Genomic DNA, 23,169 nt, shown 5'->3' with positions numbered 1-23,169 from the left:
ACTATGTCGACGGCGCGACCAGGGAAATCAACGCCAGCGAGTACCGCAAGCCCGCGACGCCGAAGCCCGTGCAGGTGGCCTTCGAGTTCCAGACCAAGGGCGTTGCGAACGCCCAGGCAACGAAGGTGCTGCAGCCGAAGGTCATCGAGAAGGTCAAGGCCAGCGGCCTGTTCTCCTCCGTCGAGGAAAAGCCCGTCCAGGGCGGCGCGCTGTTGAGCGTCAAGCTCAACAACGTTCCGCTGACCGACGACATTTTCCAGAAGGGCTTCGTGACGGGACTGACCTTCGGCCTCGCCGGCTCGCAGGCCTCCGACGGCTATATCTGCACCGTGAGCTACATGGGCGAGGGCCAATCCAGCCCCATCGTGAAGACGGCCCGGCATGCGATTCACACGACGATGGGCGCCACCGCGCAACCGGGCAACGCCAGGAAGGCCGCATCGATCGAGGAGGCCGTGTTCTCGATGGTCAGCCAGATCATGAGCAATGCACTGAACGATCTTTCGAAGGATCCAGCCTTCGCCGCCAACAACAACTGATCCAGGGGAGAAAGACACCATGAACAAGTTCGCCATTTCATTCCGTCGCATCGCCGCCGTGCTTTTCTGCACCGCGGCCATGGGCCTGGTCGGCTGCGCGCAGGTCAAACTCGCCGAGCCGGTGGCCAGCGCCGACAACATCCAGAAGGCCAAGGCCGGGGGCATCGGTCCGGTTTCCGTCGGCGAGTTCAAGCTCGCGGAGGGCAAGGACCGCTCGCTCGATCTGAAGGTCAGCATTCGCAGCAACACCTTCTTCTCGCCCTACGACAGCTCGCTGTCGAAGTACCTGGCCGAATCGCTGAAGGCCGACCTGAGCGCCGCGGGCGTGCTCGAGCCGGGAGCGTCGCGTTCCATTCGCGGTGAACTCACGCAGAGCACGGTCGACGCCCCGATGGGACGCGGCACCGCATCCCTGGCCGCGCGATTCATCGTGGAGGATCAGGGACGCAAGACCTACGACAAGGAGCTCAGCACCAAGGCGGACTGGGAGTCTTCGTTCGTGGGCGCGATCGCGATTCCCGATGCCATCAACCAGTACGTCGCGCTGTACAAGAAGCTCGTGGGCGAACTGCTGGACGACCCGAACTTCCGCAAGGCCGTTGCGCGTTGAGCCATGAAAAAAGCCCACCGGTCGGTGGGCTTTCTTCTTGAAGAGGCAGGAATTACTTCTTGCCGGACTTCTTGGCGGGCGCCGCTGCGGGAGCAGCTTCGGCAGCGCCTTCGGCAGCGGGTGCCGGCTCTTCGGCGACCAGCGGCGGCACGGCCGAGACCACGACCGGGTTGGTCTTGCCGTGGCTCACGAACTTCACGCCCTTGGGCAGCTTGATGTCGTTGACGTGCAGCGTGGCGTTCTTCTTCAGACCCGAGAGGTCGATCTCGATGAACTCGGGCAGGTCGCTGGGCAGGCAGCTGACTTCGAGTTCGGTCATCACGTGGTTCACGAGGTTGTGGTCGAGCTTGACGGCATCGGACTCTTCCTCGCCCTTGAAGTGCAGCGGCACCTTCATATGCAGGCGGGTCTTGGCATCGACGCGTTGGAAGTCGATGTGCTGGACCAGCTGGCGGAACGGGTGGTACTGCACGTCGCGCAGCAGCACCTTGCTCACGCTGCCGCCGAGTTCCATCTCGAGGACGGAGGCGTGGAAGGCTTCCTTCTTCAGGGCGTGCCACAGCGCGTTGTGATCGAGCTCGATCAGTTGCGGCTGGCCTTCACCACCGTAGACGATGCCGGGCGTCTTGCCCGAGATGCGGAGACGGCGGCTCGCACCCGTGCCCTGCTTGGCGCGCTCGAAAGCGACGAATTTCATAGTTAACTCCTTGGAGCGAAGGCACGACGGCCATTTCGCTTCTTGAGCGCCGACCGCGACCAGTGCGGCGCCGGTTTCAAAATGACTTCCCGAGCGGGGAAGCCGGCTTTTTGCCCGAACGGCAGGAGCGCAATCTCAGAAGAGATTGTCCTGGTCCGAGAACAAACTCATCACCGACTCGCCCTTGGCAATGCGCTGGATCGTCTCGGCGATCAGCGGAGCCACGGAGAGCTGGCGGATCTTTCCGCAGCCGTTGGCGCTGTCGGAAAGGGGGATGGTGTTGGTCACGACCACCTCGTCGAGGGCCGTGCCCTTGCTGAGGCGCTCGATCGCGGGGCCCGAGAAGATCGGGTGCGTGCAGTAGGCGTAGACGCTCTTGGCACCGCGTTCCTTCAGCACTTCGGCCGCTTTGACCAGCGTGCCCGCGGTGTCGATCATGTCGTCCATGATCACGCAGTTGCGGCCGTCGATCTCGCCGATCACGTTCATGACTTCGCTGACGTTGGCCTTGGGGCGGCGCTTGTCGATGATGGCGAGGTCGCAGTTTAGTTGCTTGGCCAGTGCGCGCGCACGGACCACGCCGCCGACGTCGGGCGAGACCACGATCAGGTCTTCGTAGTTCTTGGCGCGCAGGTCGCCCAGCAGCACGGGCGAGGCGTAGATGTTGTCGACCGGGATGTCGAAGAAGCCCTGGATCTGGTCGGCGTGCAGGTCCATCGTGAGCACGCGCTCGACGCCCACGGTTTCCAGCAGGTTGGCCACGACCTTGGCCGAGATCGGCACGCGGCTCGAGCGCGGGCGGCGGTCCTGGCGGGCATAGCCGAAATAGGGAATCACGGCGCTGATCCTCTCGGCCGAAGCGCGCTTGAGCGCGTCGACCATGATCAGCAGTTCCATCAGGTTCTCGTTGGTCGGGGCGCAGGTGGACTGCACCACGAACACATCGCGTGCCCGCACGTTCTGATTGATCTCGACGGTGACTTCACCGTCGGAGAAGCGGCCTACGCGGGCGGCACCGAGGGTGGTGCCCAGGTTGCTCGCGATTTCTGCGGCAAGGCCCGGATTGGCATTGCCGGTGAAAACCAAGAAATCAGGATGGTGAGCCTGCATGAGCGCGTCCCGGCTGAGCGATTTGGCTTGGGAAAGCCGCCAAAGAGTTACGAGTCTTGGCGACCCTGGGGCCGCCGATTATTGCAGCGGGTCCAGGGACCGCGGCTTCAAAAAGAAACTACGGCCCGCGGGCCGTAGTTTCTGAAAGATTTGGCAGGGGAGAAAGGATTCGAACCTTTGCATGCTGGAATCAAAATCCAGTGCCTTAACCAGCTTGGCGACTCCCCTACACAGGTTGATGGTTTGCACCACCCACCGATATATGTCGCATCGAAACGCCTGGGCGCTCCGATCAGTTCCTCAGTCTGCCCAACCCCGGAGTGGATGAGCAGCCAGATTGTTGCATTGGCGAACCTGCCAGCCCGTGGGGCCCGAAAGCAGTTCTGCGTTCTGCGGTTCCTGCTGCATTCGGGCGAACACCGAACTTCCGGAGCCGGTCATCCTGGCATCGAGTCCTCGAGCGCCGAGCCAATCGATGGCTTCGGTGATCGCGGGACAGAGCCGCTGGGCAACCGGCTGCAGGTCGTTGTGGCCGAAATCGAAAACTTCCTCGCCGAGGCGAAAGGGGTTTTGATCGTCGTGCTGTTCGCGTACTGCAGCAAAGCCCGTGATTATAGCAACAGGACTGGCCCGTTGCAGATCATCCGCAGAAAAAATTAAACGGGTATCCAGTCCCTCGCGTGGCTTGACCACCACGAAGCGTGCGGACGGCAGTTCGATCGGGCGGATTTTCTCGCCGATGCCTTCGACCCAGGCGTTGTGGCCCGAGAGGAAGAAAGGCACATCGGCGCCCAGCGTCAGGCCGATGCGCGCGAGCTCCGACAGGGGCAGCCGCAGCTTCCAGAGCCGGTTGAGCGCCAGCAGGCAGGTCGCGGCATCGGACGAGCCGCCACCCATGCCGGCCTGCGAGGGCACGTGCTTCGCGACGCCGATGTGCGCGCCCTGGCCCGGCGCCGCATGGGTCTGCAGCGCGCGCGCGGCGCGCAGCACGAGGTCGTCGGCCGGCAGCGGCACGGTCAGGTCCTCGCGGCTCAGCTGGCCGTCGCCGCGCAACTCGACGTGGAGCGTGTCGCACCAGTCGATCAGCATGAAGACCGACTGCAGCAGGTGGTAGCCGTCGTCGCGCCGGCCGGTGACGTGGAGGAAGAGATTGAGCTTGGCCGGCGCGGGAAGGTCGTAGATCGCCTTCATGACGCCGGCATGCGCTCGAACACGATGCGCAGGTCGGCCCGTGGCGTCGGAGTCTCGCGCACGGCCTGCAGCCGGCCACTCGCGAGCTGGCCGAGGTCTGGGCGCCAGCCGGGCACGGGGTCGTTGCGCCCGTCGAGCCAGCCGAACAGCGCGGCGACCGGAATCGCGGCGCCGGTGGCGGCCTCGATCAGCGCGTCGAGCGAGGCATAGCGCCGGGTGTCGTTGCCGTTCTTGAGCAGCGCCTCGCCGGGCGACCAGTGCAGCTGGGCCAGCGTGCTGCCGATCGGCGTGGTGAGCGAGAGCTCGCCGGTCTCGGGCGAGCCGCGAAGTTCGAACAGGGCCGAGAAGGTCTGCACCGGCTCGCTGTCGACGCGCAGCGACATGCGGCCGCTCCAGGCATTCGTTGCGCGCGGCACGGAGGCCTTCGAGCCGCCCGTGAGCTGCGCGCAACCGGCCACCGAGAAAGCGGCGAGCGATGCCAGCAGCAGACGCCGGCGGCCGTCGGACCGCTCGGCGGGGACCGCGAGCGCCACCATCAAGGCTTGACCCGCAGGCGCTTGAGCGTTTCCTGCAGGGTTTCGTTGTCGGCGTCGCTCAGCAGCGCTTCCTTCCAGATCGTGACCGCGCGGTCCTTCTGGCCGATGCTCCACAGCACTTCGCCGAAGTGCGCGCCGATCTCCGGATCGGGGCGCGTCTTGTAGGCGGCCTCGAGGATGCGGATGGCTTCGGCCGTGTTGCCGAGCCTGAACTCGACCCAGCCCAGGCTGTCGGCGATGAACGGGTCTTCGGGCGCGAGCTGCACGGCCTTCTGGATCAGCGTGCGGGCTTCCTCGAGCCGGATCTTGCGATCGGCGAAGGAGTAGCCGAGGGCGTTGTAGGCGTTCTGGTTCTCGGGCTTGAGCTGCATCAGCCGGCGCAGCAGCCGCTCCATCTCGTCGAGGCGGTCGAGCTTCTCGGCCATCATGGCCTGGTCGTAGACGAGGTCGGTGTCGTCGGGCGCGGCGGCCGACGCCTGGGCCAGCATGTCGTAGGCGGCCTGGAACTGCTTGGCGTCGCGCAGCAGCTGCACCTCGGCCAGGAACTTCTGCTTCTTGTCCTCGGGCGTGCGCTCGGGCAGGCCGCGCACGAGCTCGCGTGCCTGCGGCAGCTTGCCCTGGCGGGCCAGCAGGCCGGCACGGCGGGTCTGTGCGATCGTCAGGTCGTCTGTGCTGTCGATGCGCGCGAGCCAGCGCTCGGCGCCGGTGAGGTCCTTGCGCCGCTCGGCCAGTTGCGACAGCAGCAGGTAGGCCTGCGTCATGCCGCGGTTGCGGTCGACGGCTTCGGGCTGCGCGGGGGCCGGCTGGCTGCTGGCCAACTCGAGGTAGCGCTTGAGCGAGGTTTCGGCCGCCGCGTCCTGGCGTGCCTGGGCCTGCAGGCTGCCGAGCAGCAGCCAGGGTTCGGCGAGCTCGGGGCGCGCGACGGTCAGCGACTGCAGCTGGCTCGAGGCCTCGGCGTAGCGGCGGTTCTCGACCAGCACGCGCGAATAGGCCACGCGCAGTTCGGGCGAGGCCTTCGGATTGCCTGCCAGGTAGCGCGTGACGATCGGTTCGGCCAGCGGCTGGCCCGGATCGATGAGTTCGAGCGCGAGCGCTGGCGGCGCATCGGAGGCCGGATCGGCCTGCTGGCCCTTGCGCGCGGCCTCGAGCGCACCCGCGTTGTCGCCGGCATTGAGGCGCAGCCGACCCACCGTGGCCCAGGCCAGGCCCGCCGTCGCGGGATTCTTGAGCTCGTCGGTCAGCGCCTGCTCGACCACCGTGGCGGCGAGCTTCTTGTCGGTGGCGCGCGAGTAGTTGCGCGCGATCACGGCCATCAGCAGCGGCCGCTCGACCTGCGGGCTGGCCGCGATCTCGGCGCGCAGCAGCTCGGTCGTGTCGCCGATGCGGTTGAGCAGGATCAGGATCTGCAGCTCGAAGCGGCGTGCGTCGCGCGAGTTGGGCACCGTGTCCTGCCAAGCGCGTGCCGCGGCGAGGGCGGCATCGCCCGAGCGCGATTGCAGCGCGATCTCGATCGCGCGCTGGAACAGCCTGCCGTCGCGCAGCCTGCGTGCCGCGTCGAGCACGTACTGGTAGCCCGAACCGGGATCGCCCGAGCGCGCGCTGAGCTCGCCCATGAGGATCTCGTAGAACATGTCGGCGCTCAGGGCCGAGGGTTGCGGCGCGGGATCGGCCGCGGCTGCTGCCGTAGCGGGCTTCGCGGGCGCCGTGCGCGCGGGCGGCTTGGCGGGCTGCGGGCTCGCGGGAGTCGCCGGCCTGGGCGGCGCGCTGCGTTCGATGATGGGAGCCGGGCTGTCCGGCGCGGCGGGGTCGGAGGACTGCGCGTGGACGTGGGCGGCGCAGGCCAGGAGCACGAGTGACGCGGCCGCCGCAAGGCGGTGTCGGCGGGGCGATGGAATCATCGAACCATAATAATCCATGCATTTGAACGAGCACCGCGTGGGGCTTCGTGTCACGCAGTTGTTGGAGCCCCATGCCTGAGCTACCCGAAGTCGAAGTCACGCGGCGCGGAATCGCCGACCGCATCGCCGGCGCGCGCATCGATGCCGTGCGCATCGGCAAGCCGCTGCGCTGGGCGCTGATGGTGGCGCCCGAACTGCTGGTGGGCCGCCGCGTGCGCGAGGTGCGCCGGCGCGGCAAATACCTCCTGATCGATCTCGACGTGGGCCTGCTGCTGCTGCACCTGGGCATGTCGGGCAGCCTGCGCTTCGATGCCGCCCTGCCCGAGCCCGGTGCGCACGATCACTTCGATCTCGTCACCGACCGCGGCACGCTGCGGCTCAACGATCCGCGCCGCTTCGGTGCCGTGGTCTACGTCGACGACGAGGCCGCGCCCTGGGCGATCAAGCTGCTCGGCGGGCTCGGCATGGAGCCGCTGGGCGAGGCCTTCGACCTCGATGCCTTCCATGCCGGCCTGCGCAAGCGCCGCACCGCGATCAAGCAGGTGCTGCTCGCGGGCGACGTGGTGGTGGGCGTGGGCAACATCTACGCCTCGGAGGCGCTGTTCCAGGCCGGCATCCGCCCCACGCTGTCGGCCGCGCGCATCAGCCGGCCGCGTGCTGCGCGGCTGCATGCCGCGGTCAAGGAGATCCTGGCGCGCGCGGTCGAGAAGGGCGGCAGCACCCTGCGCGACTTCTCCATCGACGGCCAGAACGGCTACTTCCAGCTCGAGGCCACGGTCTACGGCCGGGCCGGCGAACCGTGCCGGGTCTGCGGCACGCCGATCCGGCTGCTGCGCCAGGGGCAGCGCTCGACCTATTACTGTCGGGTGTGCCAGAAGTGATCCGATGAACGGTCGCAGTGCCGCAGTCCGACCGGAGGTCAATGCGCGCGGATCACCCGGTTTTCAGATTGCGATGTTATATTTGTAAGAAAGTTTTTACATTTCCACCTTGATCCGCTCCTTCAACCAACAACTCGATCAGCACGGTGCGTGGCGGAGCAACTTCGCCCATCGGCTGCAGTGGCTGTCCCGCTGGCTGACCGAGAACGAGCTGCTCGACCAGGCGGTGGCCGAGCGGCTGCGCGGGCTCGAATCGCAGATCCGCACCAGCAAGGTCATGGTCGCTTTCGTCGCCGAGTTCTCGCGCGGCAAGTCGGAATTGATCAACGCGATCTTCTTCGCCGGCTACGGGCGGCGCATCATGCCGGCGAGCGCGGGCCGCACCACCATGTGCCCGACCGAGCTCGGCTACGACGCCACGCTGGCGCCCAAGCTGCGCCTGCTGCCGATCGAGACCCGCCTGGAGCCGCACTCGCTCGCCTACTGGCGCGACCAGCCCGCGCGCTGGACCGAGATCGCGATCGACGTCGGCGATGCCGAGCGCCTGGCCCAGGCCATGGCCAAGGTGGCCGAGGTGCGCTGGGTCTCGCAGGACGAGGCGCGCGCGCTGGGCTTCTGGAACGAGGAGACGCCCGACGACAACCCGGTGCAGGACGCCGAGGGCCGGGTCGAGATCCCGCGCTGGCGCCATGCCGTGCTGAACATGCCGCATCCGCTGCTCGAGCAGGGGCTGGTGATCCTCGACACCCCGGGCCTCAACGCGATCGGCGCCGAACCCGAGCTGACGGTGAGCCTGATCCCGCAGGCGCACGCGGTGGTCTTCATCCTCGGCGCCGAAACCGGCGTCACCCGCTCCGACCTCTCGATCTGGCGCGAGCACCTGGTGACCGAGAACGAGGGCAGCGACACGCGCTTCGTGGTGCTCAACAAGATCGACACCCTGTGGGACACGCTGAGCACCCACGCGCAGATCGAGCAGCAGATCGAGCAGCAGCGCCAGGTCGCCGCCAAGCACCTCGACGTGCCGCTCGCGCAGGTGCTGCCGGTGTCGGCGCAGAAGGGCCTGCAGGCCAAGGTGCACCGCGATGCGCGGCTGCTCGAGGCCAGCCGCCTGCCCGCGCTCGAGGCCCTGCTGGGCCAGGGCGTGCTCGGCAAGCGCGAGACCATGCTGCGGCTGGCCGTCGATGCCGGCATGGCCGCGCTGCGGACCGAGGCCGAGCGCATCCTCAAGGTGCGCCAGCGCGACCTGGCCGAGCAGGCGCTCGAGCTGCAGGGGCTGCGCGGCAAGAACGTGTCGGTGATCCGGCACATGCGCGCGCGCATCGATCAGGAACAGAACGAGTTCGAAGGCAGCAACGCGCGCATCCTGGCGCTGCGCTCGGTGCAGGGCAAGCTGCTGCGCGAGGTCTACGCGGTGCTGGGCCGCACGGCGCTCAAGGCCGATATGGTGCGGCTGTCGGCCGCGCTCAAGCGCCCCGGCGTCAAGTTCAACGTGCGCAAGGTGTACGGCGAGACCTTCGACTCGCTGCGCAACAACCTGCGCGAGGTGCAGGCGACCACGGCCGAGATCCAGTCGATGCTGCACGCCACCTTCCGCCAGCTCAATGCCGAGCAGGGCTTCACTCTGCAGGCGCCGGCCGAGCCCGACCTCAGCGGCTTCGAGCAGGAGCTCAGCCAGATCGAGCGCAGCCACATCCACTACCTTGGCGTGGGCAACATGCTCAAGCTCGCGCAGGCCGACTTCTGCGACAAGCTGGTGCGCGCGCTCGCGAGCCGGCTGCGGCTGGTGAACGAGGCCGCCATGACCGAGGTCGAGCGCTGGAGCAAGGGCGCCAGCGCGCAGATCGATGCGCAGCTCAAGGAGCGCCGCCGCAACTTCAGCAAGCGCATCGAGGCGATCGAGCGCATCCAGAACGCGGCCGGCAGCCTCGACGAGCGGCTGCTCGAGCTGGCCACGCAGGAGAGCACGCTGGCCGGGCTGCAGCAGCGCCTGAGCGAGTTCACCGCGCTGATCGCGCAGCAGGGCAAGCCGTCCGCCACGGCGGCCTCGGGCGGCGAGCTGCGTGCCGCGGCCTGAGCACGGCGTGCCGGCGACAGGTGCCGCGCGCACGCGCAAGCGCAGCCCCGAGGCTGCCGCCTTGACACTCCCGGCGCACTTCGCCGAGCGGGTGGTTGCCTGGCAGCGCAGCCATGGCCGCAGCGAGCTGCCGTGGCAGAACACGCGCGATCCCTACCGCGTGTGGCTGTCGGAGGTGATGCTGCAGCAGACGCAGGTCACGACGGTGCTCGGCTATTTCGCGCGCTTCCTCGAGCGCTTTCCCGACGTGCGGGCGCTGGCCGAAGGCACCGAGGACGAGGTCTTCGGCTTGTGGAGCGGCCTCGGCTACTACAGCCGCGCGCGCAACATGCACCGCTGCGCGCAGGAGGTGATGGCGCGCTTCGGCGGCAGCTTTCCCCAGACGGCCGCCGAACTGGCCACCTTGCCCGGCATCGGCCGCTCCACCGCCGCGGCCGTCGCGGCCTTCTGCTTCGGCGAGCGCGTCGCCATCCTCGACGGCAACGTCAAGCGCGTGCTGACGCGCGTGCTGGGCTTCGGCGAGGACCTGTCCTCGTCGGCCAGCGAGCGCCTGCTCTGGGACCACGCGACGCAATTGCTGCCCCCGGCCGACGACCGCGAGGCGATCGCGAGCTACACGCAGGGCCAGATGGACCTCGGCGCCACCGTCTGCCTGCCGCGCAAGCCGAGCTGCATGCTGTGCCCGGTCAACGACAGCTGCGTGGCGCGGCGCGAAGGTTCGCCCGAGCGCTATCCGGTCAAGACGCGCAAGCTGCGGCGCACGGCGCAGTCGCTGTGGGTGCTGCTGGCGCGCGACGCGAAGGGGCGCGTGTGGCTCGAGAAGCGGCCCGTCAAGGGCATCTGGGCCGGCCTGCATTGCCTGCCGGTGTTCGATTCGCACGACGAGCTGCTGGCCGCGCTGCCCGCGGCCGAGCGCGACCGCTGCGAGGACCTCGCGCCCTTCGTGCACGTGCTGACCCACAAGGACCTGCACCTGCATCCGGTGCGCATCGATGGCGGAACGCCGCAGGGCGACGCGGCGCGCTGGGTCGAGGCCTCGGAGTGGCTGGGCCTGGGACTGCCCGCGCCGGTGCGCAAGCTGCTCGAGAGCACCGGGGGCTGAGGCCCGGTCCCTCGCCCTTCTTTCTTCAGCTCGCGTCGAGTTCGCGGTGCCGCTTGAGCGCGCCCCAGCGCGCGCCGAAGCTGCGCGCCAGCTGCTCGACCAGGAACACCGAGCGGTGCTGCCCGCCGGTGCAGCCGATCGCCACCGTCACGTAGCTGCGGTGGTCGCGCGTGAGCGCATCGAGCCAGCGCGTGAGGAACTGCTCGATGTCCTCGTACATGCGCGCCACGTCGTCGTGCTCGCGCAGCCAGTCGGCCACCGGTGCGTCGCGGCCCGTCAGCGGCCGCAGCGTGGGCACGTAGTGCGGGTTGGGCAGCATGCGCACGTCGAACACGAAATCGGCATCGAGCGGTACGCCGCGCTTGAACGCGAAGGATTCGAACACCAGCGTCAGGCGGCTCTGCGGCGCCGAGATCAGCGACTTGACGTAGCTCTGCAGCTGCGCCGGCCGGATCAGGCTGGTGTCGATCACGTCGGCGCCTTCGCGCAGGTCGGCCAGCAGCTCGCGCTCGAGCTCGATGGCCTGCACCAGCACGCGCTGCTGGTCGGGCACGTCGGTGCGGCCTTCCTGGCTCGACAGCGGATGGCGGCGCCGGGTTTCCGAATAGCGGCGCAGCAGCGCATCGGTGGTCGCGTCGAGGAACAGCGAGCGCAGCGACACGCCGTCGCTGCGCAGCGCCTCGAGCTGCTGCGGCACGATCGGCAGCGAGACGCCGCTGCGCACGTCCATCGCGATCGCCACGCGCTGGGCGTTCTGCGCGTGCTGCAGCGCGATGAAGGGCGTGAGCAGCTCGGGCGGCAGGTTGTCGACGCAGTAGTAGCCCGCGTCCTCGAGCGCATGCAGCGCGACCGACTTGCCGGAGCCCGACATGCCGGTGATGAGCACCAGGTCGAGGCTCATCGCGCGGCCCCGTGGTCTTGGCGCGCCGCCTTCATGAGGCGGCCGCCGGCGTCTTGTGGCCCAGCATCTCGCGCGCATGGGCGAGCGAGGTCTGCGAGACCTTCTCGCCGCCCAGCATGCGGGCGATCTCGTTCGCGCGGCTGTCGCCGTCGAGCAGCGACACGCCGCTCTCGGTGCGCGGGCCGTCCTTGCCGCCGGTTCCCGCGGTCTGCCGCTTGGCGACCACGAGGTGGTGGTCGGCGCAGGCCGCCACCTGGGGCAGGTGGGTGACCGCGAGCACCTGGCGGTCGCGGCCCAGCTGCTTCATGAGCCGGCCCACGGTCTCGGCAACTGCGCCGCCGACGCCCGAATCGACCTCGTCGAAGATCAAGGTCTGGGCGGTGCCGAGCTGGCTGGTGGTGACCGCGATCGCCAGCGCGATGCGCGAGAGTTCGCCGCCCGAGGCCACCTTGCCGATCTGCCGCGGCGTGCTGCCGGCGTGGCCGGCGACCAGGAAGGCGATCTCCTCGAGGCCGGCCTTGCCCGGCTGGGCCAGCGGCTGCAGATCGACCTCGAAGCGGCCGCCCTGCATGCCCAGGCCCTGCATCGCCTGCGTGACCGCCTGGGCCAGCTTGGGCGCGGCCTGCTTGCGCAGCTTGCCGAGCGCGCGGGCCTCCTTCAGGTAGGCCTGCTGCGCCGCCTGCTCGGCGCGCTCCAGGCCTTCGAGGTCGCTCTGCGCATCGAGCGCCTGCAGCTCGGCCTGCCAGCCGGCCAGCAGCGCCGGCAGTTCGGCCGGCGGGCGCTTGTAGCGGCGCGCCAGCGACATCCACAGGCTCATGCGCTCGTCGAGTTCGGCCAGCCGTTGCGGGTCGGTGTCGGCGTCGCGCAGGTAGCCGTGCAGCGAGTGCGCGGCGTCGGCGGCCTGCGCGATGCTCGAGGACAGCACTTCGCCGAGCGCGCGGAACTCGGGCTCGATGTGTTCGCAGTTCTGCAGCAGCGTGACCGCGCGCGAGAGCGCGGCCAGCGCGCCGTTGTCCTCGTCCTCGAGCGCTTGACTGGCGCCCTGGGCCGCATCGATCAGCGCCTGCGCGTTCGAGATGCGCGTGTGGCTCGACGACAGCTCTTCCCATTCATCGGTGCCGGGCGCGAGCTTCGCGACCTCCGAGATCTGCCACTGCAGCCGCTCGCGCTCGCGCTGCAGCGAATCCTGCGTGCCGCGCGCCTGTTCGAGCGCTGAAAGCGCCTGGCGCCAGCCCTGCCACGCGGCGTCGAGCGCATCGGTGCGCACGCCCGCGTAGGCGTCGAGCAGGCCGCGCACCGCGTCGGGCCGCGTGAGGCTCTGCCAGGCGTGCTGGCCATGAATGTCGAGCAGCCGGTCGCCGATGTCGCGTAACTGCGTGGCGGTGGCGGGGCTGCCGTTGATCCATCCGCGGCTGCGGCCTTGCAGGTCGACGGTGCGGCGCAGCAGCAGGGCATCGCCCGCCTCGAAGCCGCCTTCGTCGAGCCAGGCCGTGAAGGCCGGGTCGTGGTCGAACTCCGCGCTCACGTCGAGCCGCTCGGCGCCTTCGCGCACCGCGCCCGCATCGGCGCGATTGCCGAGTGCGAGCTGCAGCGCGTCGATCAGGATCGACTTGCCTGCGCCGGTTTCGCCGGTCAGCACCGTGAAGCCGCCGGACAGGTCGATCTCGAGGGATCGCACGATCACGAAATCGCGCAGTGCGATGCGTCTGAGCGCCATCTCAGGAACCTCCTTCGTTCCAATGCAGTTTCTTGCGCAGCGTGTCGAAGTAGCTCCAGCCGCGCGGATGCAGGAAGCGCACCCTGAAATCGGAGCGGCGCACCACCACGCGGTCGCCGATCGCGAGCGAGGCCAGCGATTGCATGTCGAAATTCGCGCTGGCATCGCGCCCGCCCACGAGCTCGATCACGATCTCGTCGGCATCGGGCAGCAGCACCGGGCGGTTCGACAGCGTGTGCGGTGCGATCGGCACCAGCACCCAGCCCGGCACCGCCGGATGCAGCAGCGGCCCGCCGGCCGACAGCGCGTAGGCCGTCGAGCCCGTGGGCGACGCGATGATCAGGCCGTCGGCGCGCTGGTTGGCCACGAAATGCTTGCCCACCGAGACCCGCAGCTCGACCATGCCCGAGGTCGCGCCGCGGTTGACCACCACGTCGTTCATCGCGAGCGCGTCGAACACCACGGCGCCGTCGCGCATCACCTGCGCGTGCATCAGGCTGCGGTGGTCTTCCTCGTATTCGCCGGCCAGCATCGGGATCAGCGTGGCCTGGTAGTTGTCGAGCGGGATGTCGGTGATGAAGCCGAGCCGGCCTCGGTTGATGCCGATCAGCGGGATGCCGAAGGCCGCGAGCTGCCGGCCGATGCCGAGCATGGTGCCGTCGCCGCCGACCACCAGGCCGAGGTCGCACTGCTGGCCGATCTGTTCGACCGTGAGCGCTTCGTAGCGGTCGCCGGTGGGCAGGGCCTGGGCCGGTTCGCCTTCGCGCGGCTGCTCGACGTAGACCTTGCAGCCCTGCGATTCGAGAAAACTCGCGATGCCTTCCATCACGCTGTCGCGCTCGCCGCACCGGGCTCCGGAAGCCTGGTATTTGCCGATCAGCGCGACGTGACGAAAGGGAGAGGTCATGGCTACAAATTACAACACTAAAATCTTGCAATGCTGGACGACCGCGCCAAGTTGCTGCTCAAGACGCTCGTCGAGCGCTACATCGCCGAAGGCCAGCCTGTCGGCTCGCGAACGCTCTCGCGTTCCTCGGGTCTGGACCTCTCGCCCGCGACCATCCGCAACGTGATGTCGGACCTCGAGTCGCTCGGGCTGATCGCCAGTCCGCACACCTCGGCGGGCCGCGTGCCCACGGCGCGCGGCTACAGGCTTTTCGTTGACACCATGCTCACCGCGCAGCGCGAGCACCTGGCCGCGCCGAGCCTCGCGCCCGACCAGCCGCAGCGCGTGATCGCCAATGCGGCGCACCTGCTGTCGAACCTCTCGCAGTTCGTCGGCGTGGTGATGGCGCCGCGGCGTTCGTCGGTGTTCAAGCAGATCGAGTTCCTGCGCCTGTCGGACCGCCGGCTGCTGGTGATCATCGTCTCGCCCGAAGGCGACGTGCAGAACCGCGTGATCTTCCCCGAGGCCGACTACTCGCAGTCGCAGCTGGTCGAGGCCGCGAACTACATCAACGCCCACTACGCGGGCCTGACGATCGAGCAGGTGCGCGACCGGCTGCAGTCCGAGGTCGACACGCTGCGCGGCGAGATCGCGGCGCTGATGCAGGCGGCCGTGAAGGTCAGCTCGGACGTGCTGAGCGAATCGCAGGAAGACGACGTCGTGATCTCGGGCGAGCGCAATCTGCTCGCGGTCAGCGACTTCTCGAGCGACATGGGGCAGCTGCGCCGCGCCTTCGAGCTGTTCGAGCAGAAGGCGCAGCTGATGCGGCTGCTCGACGTGTCGAGCAAGGCCGAGGGCGTGCGCATCTTCATCGGCGGCGAAAGCCAGGTGGTGCCGGTCGAGGAGCTGTCCATCGTCAGCGCCAACTACGAGGTCGACGGCCAGGTCGTTGGCACGCTGGGCGTGATCGGCCCGACGCGCATGCCCTACGAGCGCATGATCCAGATCGTCGACATCACGTCCAAGCTGGTCAGCAACGCGCTGAGCCATCGCAAGTAGCGAGGCGCCTTTTCGGCGCGAATAGAATCGAGCCCACGTGGGCCGTTAGCTCAGTTGGTTAGAGCAGCGGACTCATAATCCGTTGGTCGCTGGTTCAAGCCCAGCACGGCCTACCACCCGTATTTTTGAGATTTGTTCCGACGGATCGGGAAGTCTCAAAAATGCATGCTATGATAGCAAGCTGTGCGGCTGTAGCTCAGTTGGATAGAGTACTTGGCTACGAACCAAGGGGTCGTGGGTTCAATTCCTGCCAGCCGCACCACTCTTCAAGGGTCAACTCGGAAACGAGTTGACCCTTTTCTTTTGGGTACGAGGCTCGTCCGCGCAGGGCGGACGCCACGCTTGTCTTTCGATCTCCGGAGGCGTCGCTTGAACAAGGCATTCACCAAGGAAACCGATTCCGACGCGGACGACGATGGCGCCGACGGCGCCATGCCGCCGCTGCCCGTGGGCGGCAAGAACTACATCACCCCCGCCGGCTATGCGCGGCTGCGCACCGAACTGCTGCAGCTGATGGACGAGGAGCGGCCCAAGGTGGTCGAGGCCGTGCATTGGGCCGCCAAGAACGGCGACCGCTCGGAGAACGGCGACTACCTCTACGGCAAGAAGCGGCTGCGCGAGATCGACCGCCGCATCCGCTTCCTCACCAAGCGGCTCGAGATCGCCGAGGTGACCGATCCCTCGGTGCACCACGGCAGCGACCAGGTCTTCTTCGGCGCCACGGTGCGCTACGCGGACGAGAACGGCGACGAGCGCAGCGTGACGATCCTCGGCATCGACGAGGCCGACAGCGCGCAGTCGCAGGTCAGCTGGATCTCGCCGATCGCGCGGGCGCTGCTGAAGGCGCGGGAGGGCGATGTGGTCAAGCTCGTCACGCCGGGTGGCACGCACGAGGTCGAGTTGCTGTCGGTCGTCTATCCGGCGCCAGGGCCGGCCGCCGTTTAATCAGGCAATCAGGCCGCGGGAACGGTGCGCGCCGCGGACAGCACCGAGGTGGTCCGGCGCACCGAGCGCAGCACCGCATCGAGGTGCGAGCGGTCGCGCACCGCGATCACGAAGCGCAGGTCGGTCGAATCCTGCGGCGTCTCGTCGGCCATCTCGACGTGGGTGATGTCGGCCTCGGCATCGGCCAGCGTGGCGGCCACGCGCGCCAGCACGCCCTTGTCGTTGCGCACGGTGATGATCACGCCGGTCTCGAAGGCGCGCGTCGGCTCGTCGGCCCACTCCACCGCGAAGAAGCGTTCGCTGTCCTTGTGGCGCAGGCGCTGGCCCACGCCGCAGGCCTCGGTGTGCACCACCAGGCCTTCGCCGTGGCCGAGATAGCCCACGATCGGATCGCCCGGGATCGGCCGGCAGCACAGCGCGAAGCGCACCGAGGAGTTCTCGCTGCCGTCGAGCGTGACCGCGCCCTGCGAGATGGTCTCGTGCGAGATGAAGCGCTCGCGGCTCAGCAGCAGCGCGTCGGGGCGTTCGCCGAGCTCGGCCATGAGCGCCATCAGCCGCTTGGCCACGATGCTCGCGATGCGCTTGCCCAGGCCGATGTCGGTCAGCAGTTCGGCGCGCGAGCGGTTGCCGGTGAAGCGCAGCAGCTTCTCCCACAGCGGCTGGTGCTCGGCGTCGTCCTCGGGCAGCTTGCCCAGGCCTTCGGCGCGCAGGGCCTGCGCCAGCAGCTTCTCGCCCAGGCCTTCGGATTCGGCATGGGCGAGGGTCTTGAGGTAGTGGCGGATCTTCGAGCGCGCCCGGCCGGTTCGCACGAAGCCCAGCCACGCCGGGTTGGGCGTGGAGACCGGCGCGGTGATCACCTCGACCACGTCGCCGTTCTTGAGCTCGGTGCGCAGCGGCACCTGGTCGCCGTTGATGCGCGCGGCCGATGTGTGGTCGCCGATGTTGCTGTGGATCGCGTAGGCGAAGTCGACCACGGTCGCGCCGCGCGGCAGCGCCATGATCTGGCTCTTGGGCGTGAAGACGTAGACGGCGTCGGGGAACAGGTCGACCTTGACGTGGTCCCAGAACTCCGCGGCGTCGCGCGTCTCGTCCTGGATGTCGAGCAGCGACTGCAGCCACTTGGTGCCCAGGCGGTCGTTGCTGGCCGTGCTCGGGTCCGCGGCCTTGTAGAGCCAGTGCGCCGCCACGCCCGATTCGGCCACCACGTGCATGGCGTCGGTGCGCAGCTGGAACTCGACGCTGACGCCCGCCGGGCCCACCAGCGTCGTGTGCAGCGACTGGTAGCCGTTGAGCTTGGCGATCGCGATGTGGTCCTTGAACTTGCCCGGCAGCGGCTTGTACATCTGGTGCAGGATGCCCAGGCCGGTGTAGCAGGCGATCACGTTCGGCACGATCAGGCGGAAGCCGTAGATGTCGGTCACCTGAGCGAAGCTCAGGTGCTTTTCTTCCATCTTGCGATAGATCGAATAGAGCGTCTTCTCGCGCCCCGCGATCCGCAGCGTCATGTTGGCGGCGGCGAAGGCGGTCTCGACCTCGCGCTGCACCTTCTGGATCAGGTCGCGCCGGCGGCCGCGCGCCTTGGCCACGGCCTTGGCCAGCGTTGCATAACGCCACGGCTTGAGGTGCCGGAACGACAGTTCCTGTAACTCGCGGTAGGTCTGGTTAAGGCCGAGCCGGTGCGCGATCGGCGCGTAGATCTCGAGCGTTTCGCGCGAGATCCGGGCCCATTTCTCGCGCGGCGCATCGGCCAGCGTGCGCATGTTGTGCGTGCGGTCGGCCAGCTTGACCAGGATGACGCGCACGTCGCGCGCCATTGCCAGCAGCATCTTGCGGAAGGACTCGGCCTGGTTCTCCTCGCGCGTGTTGAACTGCAGCTTGTCGAGCTTGGTGAGGCCGTCGACCAGTTCGGCCACCGGCGCGCCGAAGCGCTCGATCAGTTCGGGCTTGGTGACGCCGCAGTCCTCGATGGCGTCGTGCAGCAGGGCGGCCATCAGGGCCTGCGCGTCGAGCTTCCATTCGGCGCATTGCGCCGCCACGGCGATGGGATGTGTGATGTAGGGCTCGCCGCTGTTGCGCAGCTGGCCCAGGTGGGCCTCGTCGGCGAAGCGGTAGGCGCGGCGGACCAGATCGGTGTCTTCGGGGCCCAGGTAATCGAGCCGCGCCGTCAGGGCCGCGAAGCTGGCGGCGGCCGCATTCAGCGCCGCCGGGCTCGGCTTCGGCGTGCCCGCAGGGGCATGGGACTGAGATTTTGCGACCGCGCTCATGGCTATCACTTTAGCGTGACCGCTGTGTGGACGTGATCAGGCGTAAAAAAAGCACCGCGTCGCGGTGCTTTTCCGTTGCAAGCCTGCGTCAGCGATCAGCCGGGAACCTTCTTGAGCATTTCCAGGCCGATCTTGCCTTCGGCGATCTCGCGCAGCGCGGTCACGGCCGGCTTGTTCTTGCTTTCGATCTTCGGGGCATGGCCCTGGCTCAGCATGCGCGCGCGGTAGGTCGCGGCGAGCACGAGCTGGAAGCGGTTGGGGATCTGCTGCAGGCAGTCTTCGACGGTGATGCGGGCCATGATGGGATCTTTCGGTCGGTGAGCGTGGAATCAGGGGATGTTCAAGGCGGCGAAAGTGTCGGCACGCGCGCGTCGCTGTGCGGAGTACCGGAGCCGCTGAGCGTGGACGATCGCCTTGAGATCGAACAGTGCGCGCTCAAATAACTCGTTGATTATAACGAAATCGAATTTCCCGGCCTGCGCCATCTCTTCGGCGGCGTTCTGCAGCCGCAGTTCGATGACCGCGGCGCTGTCCTCGCCCCGGCGCTCCAGCCGCGAGCGCAGTTCTTCCCAGCTCGGCGGCAGGATGAAGATCATCACCGCGTTCGCGAAGGCCTTGCGGATCTGCAGCGCGCCCTGGAAGTCGATCTCGAGGATCACGTCGGCGCCTTGGGCGATGCGTTCCTCGATCGCCTTCTTGGAGGTGCCGTAGCGCTGCCCGTGCACGTGGGCCCATTCGACGAAGGCATCCGAGGCAACCATCGCGTCGAACTCCGAGGTCGAGGCGAAGAAGTATTCGCGGCCGTGCTTCTCCTGTCCGCGCGGCGGGCGCGTCGTGTGCGACACGGAGGGCTGCACCGCCGAGTCGAGCTCCATCAGCGCCTTCACCAGGCTCGACTTGCCGGCCCCGCTGGGCGCCGCAACCACGAAGATGTTGCCGGGATAGTCCATGCTTTCCTTCACTCGCTCGCTCACTCGATGTTCTGGACCTGCTCGCGCATCTGCTCGATCAGCACCTTCATGTCCACGCCGATGCGCGTGAGTTCCAGCGCCGCCGACTTGGAGCCCAGCGTGTTGGCCTCGCGGTGCAGCTCCTGGATCAGGAAGTCGAGCCGCTTGCCGATCTCGCCGCCCTTCTTGAGCAGTCGCTCGATCTCGTCGAGGTGCGAGTTCAGCCGCGTCAGTTCCTCGGCCACGTCGATGCGGATCGCGAACGCGGTCGCCTCGGTCAGCGCACGGTCCTGCGCCGCTTCGGGCAGCGTGCCGCCGCCGTTGGCGCCCAGGCCCATGGCCTCCTGCCAGCGTTCGAGGAAGCGGGTGCGCTGCTGTTCGACCAGCTGCGGCACCAGCGGGCCGGCCTGCGCGACCAGTTCGCGCAGCTGGCCCAGGTGGGCCTCGAGCATCTTGGCCAACCGCGCGCCTTCGCGTTGGCGGGCCGACACCAGCGCCTCGAGTGCCTTGCCGGCCACCTCGAGCAGGTCGGCGCCCCAGTCGCCACGCGGCGCGCTGTCGCTGCCGGCCAGCCGCAGCACGTCGGCCACGCTGAGTTCGCGCGCACCGGGCAGCCAGGCCTTGATGCCGTCCTGCACGCCGTTGAGCCGCTGCAGCAGCTTGACGGAGGGCTCCGCCACGCCGCCCTGGGCATTGCTTTCGATGGCCGCGCGCAGCTCGACCTTGCCGCGCTTGAGGCGGCCGGTCAGCAGTTCGCGCAGTGCGGTCTCGTGCTGTCGCAGCTCTTCGGGGAGCTTGAAGGTGAGGTCGAGAAAGCGGCTGTTGACCGAGCGGATTTCGACCCCGAGCCGGCCCGCGGCGGAGGGCCGCGCGTCGGCTTCGGCGTGGCTGCCCGAGGGGCCGTTCTGGCCGCTGGCATAGCCGGTCATGCTGTAAACTGGCATTGCGCCTCTCTGTGGTTCTGCTTGCATTCACCGAGGCACCGGCACGGCGTTCGCTTGCCGCACCATCGCCTTCGGGCGAAACTCCCGGATTATGTCAAAGGTCAAGCCGTCACCTCTGCCGCCCGATACGATCATCGGTGGCTACCGCATCGTTCGCAGGTTGTCGGCGGGCGGTTTCGGGGTGGTGTACCTGGCGATCGACCCCAGCGGCCAGCAGGTCGCGGTCAAGGAGTATCTCCCGTCTTCGCTCGCCACCCGCGGTCCCGGCGAACTCGCCCCGCAGGTGCCGGCCGAGAAGCTCTCGCTGTACCGCCTCGGCCTCAAGAGCTTCTTCGAGGAAGGCCGCTCGCTCGCCCAGATCTCGCATGCCTCGGTGGTCAGCGTGCTCAACTTCTTCCGCGAGAACGAGACCGTCTACATGGTCATGAACTACCTCGAGGGCGCGACCCTGCAGGACTTCGTGGTCACCGCGCGCGACCTCAAGCGGCAGAAGGTGTTCCGCGAATCGACCATCCGCTCGCTGTTCGACGAGATCCTGCGTGGCCTGCGCATCGTGCACCAGTACAAGATGCTGCACCTCGACATCAAGCCCGCCAACATCTTCGTCACCGACGACGACCGGGCCGTGCTGATCGACTTCGGCGCCGCGCGCGAGGTGCTCAGCAAGGAAGGCATCTTCATCCGCCCGATGTACACGCCCGGCTTCGCCGCGCCCGAGATGTACCGCCGCGATTCGTCGATGGGCCCCTGGACCGACATCTACGCGATCGGCGCCTGCATCTACGCCTGCATGCAGGGCTACCCGCCCAACGACGCGCCGCGCCGCATCGAGAAGGACCGCCTGAGCCTCTCGCTGTCGCGACTGCGTGGCGTCTATTCCGACAACCTCATCGAGGTGGTCGAGTGGTGCATGTCGCTCGATCCGCTCTCGCGCCCGCAGTCCGTGTTCGCGCTGCAGAAGGAACTCAGCCGCGAGGGCGAGCGCCGCTACACCAAGCTCACGGTGAGCGAGAAGGTGCGCCTCTCGATCGACAACATCCGCTCCTTCGACAAGAAGAGCGCGCCCCGCGCGGCGGCACCGACGACCCGTCCGGCATGAAGACGCAGCGCATCGCCTCCTCGATCCTTGCCCGCCTGGAGACGCGGCCATGAAGTTTTCCGTCTTCCAGGTCAGCCGCAAGGGCGGCCGCGTCAAGAACGAAGACCGCATGGGCTATTGCTACACGCGCGAATCGGGCCTGTTCGTGCTGGCCGACGGCATGGGCGGGCATCCCGAGGGCGAGGTGGCAGCGCAGATCGCGCTGCAGACCGTGGCCGCGCTCTACCAGCGCGAGGCGCGTCCGATGGTGAAGGAGCCCAAGGCCTTCCTCGCCGAATCGGCGATGGCCGCGCACCAGCAGATCATGCGTTACGCCAGCAGCAAGGCCATGCTCGACACGCCGCGCACCACCGTCGTCGCGGCCGTGCTGCAGGCCGGCATGGCCACCTGGATGCATTGCGGCGACTCGCGCCTGTACGTCGTGCGCGACGGCCGCCTGCTGGTGCGCACGCTCGACCATTCGCATGCCGAGCGCCCGCGCCACCGCGGCGTGTCCGAGTCCTCGCCTGCCAACCGCAACCTGCTGCTCACCTGCCTGGGCTCGCCCACCACGCCGCTGTTCGACGTGTCGGCCCCGCTCGCGCTGCAGCGCGGCGACCGCATCATGCTGTGTTCCGACGGCGTCTGGGGCGTGCTCGACGACGCGCTCATCGTCCACACCCTGTCGTCGGGCAAGCCCGTGTCCGATGCCGCGCCCGACCTCGCCGAGATGGCGCTGCGCAAGGGCGGCTCGCACAGCGACAACGTGACGCTGATCGCGCTCGAGTGGGAGATGCCCGATGCACCCGGCGAGGAGCCCGGCATCTCCACCGACAGCATCAGCGACGGCGTGTTCGCCTCGACCATCCAGGCCGGCATGCTCGCCGACGACGAGATCGAGGACCTCGACGAGGACGCCATCGAGCGTTCCATCGCCGAGATCAACGAAGCCATCCGGCGTTCGGCGGCCCGCAAGACCTGAATCGTTCCGCGCCATCCCGACCGGGGGCGCACCCGCGTTTTCCTTTCCTTTTTCTTCACCAGACCATGACAGCTTTCACCCGTAGCGGCGGCCGCGCCGCCGACCAGTTGCGCCCCGTGCGCATCACGCGCGGCTTCACCATCCACGCCGAGGGCTCGGTGCTGATCGAGTTCGGCCAGACGCGCGTGCTGTGCACCGCCTCGGTCGAGGAGAAGGTGCCGCCGCACAAGAAGGGCAGCGGCGAAGGCTGGGTCACGGCCGAATACGGCATGCTGCCGCGCGCCACCCACACCCGCAGCAGCCGCGAGGCCGCCAAGGGCAAGCAGACCGGCCGCACGCAGGAAATCCAGCGCCTCATCGGCCGCTCGATGCGCGCCGTGTTCGACCTCGCCGCGCTCGGCGAACGCACCATCCACCTCGACTGCGACGTGCTGCAGGCCGACGGCGGCACCCGCACCGCCGCCATCACCGGCGCCTTCGTCGCCGCGCAGGATGCCGTCAGCAAACTGATCGCCGCCGGAGCGCTGGCCGCTTCGCCGATCAAGGGCCACGTCGCCGCCATCTCGGTGGGCATCGTCGGCGGCACGCCGCTGCTCGACCTCGAGTACACCGAGGACTCCGCCTGCGACACCGACATGAACGTCGTCATGACCGGCGCCGGCCACTTCGTCGAAGTGCAGGGCACGGCCGAGGGCGTGGCCTTCACGCGCGAAGAGATGAACCTGCTGCTGGGCCTGGCCGAAAAGGGCATCGGCGAACTCGTCGTCCTGCAGCAGCAGGCCCTGCAGTCGAAGTAGCAGCC

The 23,169-nt window shown here is 68.2% G+C and carries 22 protein-coding genes and 3 tRNA genes; 12 read left to right on the top strand and 13 right to left on the bottom strand.

Going from position 1 to position 23,169, the window contains the following annotated elements; genetic code table 11:
* The first annotated feature begins 26 nt into the window (after window positions 1–26).
* Window positions 27–539: a hypothetical protein gene (locus INQ48_26455; protein QRF60909.1), complete on the top strand. Its 513-nt coding sequence runs from the start codon at window positions 27–29 to the stop codon at window positions 537–539.
* Window positions 540–558: 19 nt separating this feature from the next.
* Window positions 559–1,149 (top strand): hypothetical protein, encoded by a 591-nt coding sequence (locus tag INQ48_26450; protein QRF56826.1) that lies wholly within the window; start codon window positions 559–561, stop codon window positions 1,147–1,149.
* Window positions 1,150–1,201: 52 nt separating this feature from the next.
* On the opposite strand, the gene INQ48_26445 is transcribed toward INQ48_26450, so the two are convergent.
* From INQ48_26445 to INQ48_26420, 6 genes are all read right to left on the bottom strand, one after another.
* Window positions 1,202–1,846 carry a 50S ribosomal protein L25/general stress protein Ctc gene (locus INQ48_26445; protein QRF56825.1) on the bottom strand — a complete coding sequence of 215 codons (645 nt, stop codon included), beginning with the start codon at window positions 1,844–1,846 and terminating at the stop codon, window positions 1,202–1,204.
* 135 nt (window positions 1,847–1,981) lie between these two features.
* Window positions 1,982–2,956 carry a ribose-phosphate pyrophosphokinase gene (locus INQ48_26440; GenBank protein QRF56824.1) on the bottom strand — a complete coding sequence of 325 codons (975 nt, stop codon included), beginning with the start codon at window positions 2,954–2,956 and terminating at the stop codon, window positions 1,982–1,984.
* A 151-nt stretch (window positions 2,957–3,107) separates the two neighbouring features.
* Window positions 3,108–3,184: transfer RNA gene (locus INQ48_26435), tRNA-Gln, on the bottom strand.
* Window positions 3,185–3,256: 72 nt separating this feature from the next.
* Window positions 3,257–4,147 carry a 4-(cytidine 5'-diphospho)-2-C-methyl-D-erythritol kinase gene (gene ispE, locus INQ48_26430; protein ID QRF56823.1) on the bottom strand — a complete coding sequence of 297 codons (891 nt, stop codon included), beginning with the start codon at window positions 4,145–4,147 and terminating at the stop codon, window positions 3,257–3,259.
* The gene (locus INQ48_26425) at window positions 4,144–4,683 is read right to left on the bottom strand and encodes a hypothetical protein (protein QRF60908.1); all 540 of its coding nucleotides are present in this window, start codon (window positions 4,681–4,683) and stop codon (window positions 4,144–4,146) included. The genes ispE and INQ48_26425 overlap by 4 nt, the downstream gene beginning before the upstream one ends.
* Window positions 4,683–6,581: a tetratricopeptide repeat protein gene (locus tag INQ48_26420; protein ID QRF56822.1), complete on the bottom strand. Its 1,899-nt coding sequence runs from the start codon at window positions 6,579–6,581 to the stop codon at window positions 4,683–4,685. Before INQ48_26420 ends, INQ48_26425 begins: the two co-directional genes overlap by 1 nt.
* Before the next feature lie 71 nt (window positions 6,582–6,652).
* On the opposite strand from INQ48_26420, the gene mutM reads away from it, so the two are divergent.
* The 3 genes from mutM to mutY all read left to right on the top strand — a co-directional run bounded on the left by mutM (window position 6,653) and on the right by mutY (window position 10,641).
* Window positions 6,653–7,462 (top strand): bifunctional DNA-formamidopyrimidine glycosylase/DNA-(apurinic or apyrimidinic site) lyase, encoded by an 810-nt coding sequence (gene mutM, locus INQ48_26415; GenBank protein ID QRF56821.1) that lies wholly within the window; start codon window positions 6,653–6,655, stop codon window positions 7,460–7,462.
* A 109-nt stretch (window positions 7,463–7,571) separates the two neighbouring features.
* Window positions 7,572–9,539: a dynamin family protein gene (locus tag INQ48_26410; GenBank protein QRF56820.1), complete on the top strand. Its 1,968-nt coding sequence runs from the start codon at window positions 7,572–7,574 to the stop codon at window positions 9,537–9,539.
* Between the two features lie 61 nt (window positions 9,540–9,600).
* A complete protein-coding gene (gene mutY / locus INQ48_26405) occupies window positions 9,601–10,641 on the top strand; it encodes an A/G-specific adenine glycosylase (protein QRF56819.1) in 1,041 nt (346 codons plus the stop codon).
* Between the two features lie 25 nt (window positions 10,642–10,666).
* Here the strand turns inward: mutY and rapZ are convergent, their stop codons facing one another.
* The 3 genes from rapZ to INQ48_26390 are packed head-to-tail and all read right to left on the bottom strand — an operon-like array spanning window position 10,667 to window position 14,166.
* On the bottom strand, window positions 10,667–11,542 hold the full coding sequence (gene rapZ / locus INQ48_26400) for an RNase adapter RapZ (GenBank protein ID QRF56818.1): 876 nt from the start codon (window positions 11,540–11,542) through the stop codon (window positions 10,667–10,669).
* A 31-nt stretch (window positions 11,543–11,573) separates the two neighbouring features.
* Entirely contained in the window at window positions 11,574–13,259 is a 1,686-nt protein-coding gene (gene recN, locus INQ48_26395; GenBank protein ID QRF56817.1) for a DNA repair protein RecN, read from the bottom strand.
* Window position 13,260: 1 nt separating this feature from the next.
* The gene (locus INQ48_26390) at window positions 13,261–14,166 is read right to left on the bottom strand and encodes an NAD kinase (GenBank protein QRF56816.1); all 906 of its coding nucleotides are present in this window, start codon (window positions 14,164–14,166) and stop codon (window positions 13,261–13,263) included.
* 30 nt (window positions 14,167–14,196) lie between these two features.
* On the opposite strand from INQ48_26390, the gene hrcA reads away from it, so the two are divergent.
* The 4 genes from hrcA (at window position 14,197) to greB (ending at window position 16,149) form a co-directional block, all read left to right on the top strand.
* Entirely contained in the window at window positions 14,197–15,204 is a 1,008-nt protein-coding gene (gene hrcA, locus INQ48_26385; GenBank protein QRF56815.1) for a heat-inducible transcriptional repressor HrcA, read from the top strand.
* Window positions 15,205–15,243: 39 nt separating this feature from the next.
* Window positions 15,244–15,320, top strand: a tRNA-Ile gene (locus tag INQ48_26380).
* Window positions 15,321–15,389: 69 nt separating this feature from the next.
* Window positions 15,390–15,466: transfer RNA gene (locus INQ48_26375), tRNA-Arg, on the top strand.
* A 107-nt stretch (window positions 15,467–15,573) separates the two neighbouring features.
* A complete protein-coding gene (gene greB / locus INQ48_26370) occupies window positions 15,574–16,149 on the top strand; it encodes a transcription elongation factor GreB (protein QRF56814.1) in 576 nt (191 codons plus the stop codon).
* 8 nt (window positions 16,150–16,157) lie between these two features.
* Here the strand turns inward: greB and INQ48_26365 are convergent, their stop codons facing one another.
* From INQ48_26365 to INQ48_26350, 4 genes are all read right to left on the bottom strand, one after another.
* Window positions 16,158–18,413 (bottom strand): bifunctional (p)ppGpp synthetase/guanosine-3',5'-bis(diphosphate) 3'-pyrophosphohydrolase, encoded by a 2,256-nt coding sequence (locus tag INQ48_26365; protein ID QRF56813.1) that lies wholly within the window; start codon window positions 18,411–18,413, stop codon window positions 16,158–16,160.
* A 95-nt stretch (window positions 18,414–18,508) separates the two neighbouring features.
* Window positions 18,509–18,712 carry a DNA-directed RNA polymerase subunit omega gene (locus tag INQ48_26360; protein ID QRF56812.1) on the bottom strand — a complete coding sequence of 68 codons (204 nt, stop codon included), beginning with the start codon at window positions 18,710–18,712 and terminating at the stop codon, window positions 18,509–18,511.
* 30 nt (window positions 18,713–18,742) lie between these two features.
* On the bottom strand, window positions 18,743–19,363 hold the full coding sequence (gene gmk, locus INQ48_26355) for a guanylate kinase (protein ID QRF56811.1): 621 nt from the start codon (window positions 19,361–19,363) through the stop codon (window positions 18,743–18,745).
* Window positions 19,364–19,383: 20 nt separating this feature from the next.
* The gene (locus tag INQ48_26350) at window positions 19,384–20,307 is read right to left on the bottom strand and encodes a YicC family protein (GenBank protein ID QRF56810.1); all 924 of its coding nucleotides are present in this window, start codon (window positions 20,305–20,307) and stop codon (window positions 19,384–19,386) included.
* A gap of 91 nt (window positions 20,308–20,398) precedes the next feature.
* On the opposite strand from INQ48_26350, the gene INQ48_26345 reads away from it, so the two are divergent.
* The 3 genes from INQ48_26345 to rph all read left to right on the top strand — a co-directional run bounded on the left by INQ48_26345 (window position 20,399) and on the right by rph (window position 23,164).
* Window positions 20,399–21,406, top strand: a complete 1,008-nt coding sequence (locus INQ48_26345; GenBank protein QRF56809.1) for a serine/threonine protein kinase — start codon at window positions 20,399–20,401, stop codon at window positions 21,404–21,406.
* A 49-nt stretch (window positions 21,407–21,455) separates the two neighbouring features.
* Window positions 21,456–22,367, top strand: coding sequence for a serine/threonine-protein phosphatase (locus INQ48_26340; GenBank protein ID QRF56808.1), 912 nt, complete (start codon window positions 21,456–21,458; stop codon window positions 22,365–22,367).
* A gap of 65 nt (window positions 22,368–22,432) precedes the next feature.
* Window positions 22,433–23,164, top strand: a complete 732-nt coding sequence (gene rph, locus INQ48_26335; protein ID QRF56807.1) for a ribonuclease PH — start codon at window positions 22,433–22,435, stop codon at window positions 23,162–23,164.
* Window positions 23,165–23,169 lie beyond the last annotated feature (5 nt).

The organism is Variovorax paradoxus, assembly GCA_016806145.1.
Taxonomy (GTDB): Bacteria; Pseudomonadota; Gammaproteobacteria; order Burkholderiales; family Burkholderiaceae_C; genus Variovorax.
Note: the sequence above shows the minus strand (reverse complement) of the source record. Positions and strands in the feature narration are given on the sequence as shown.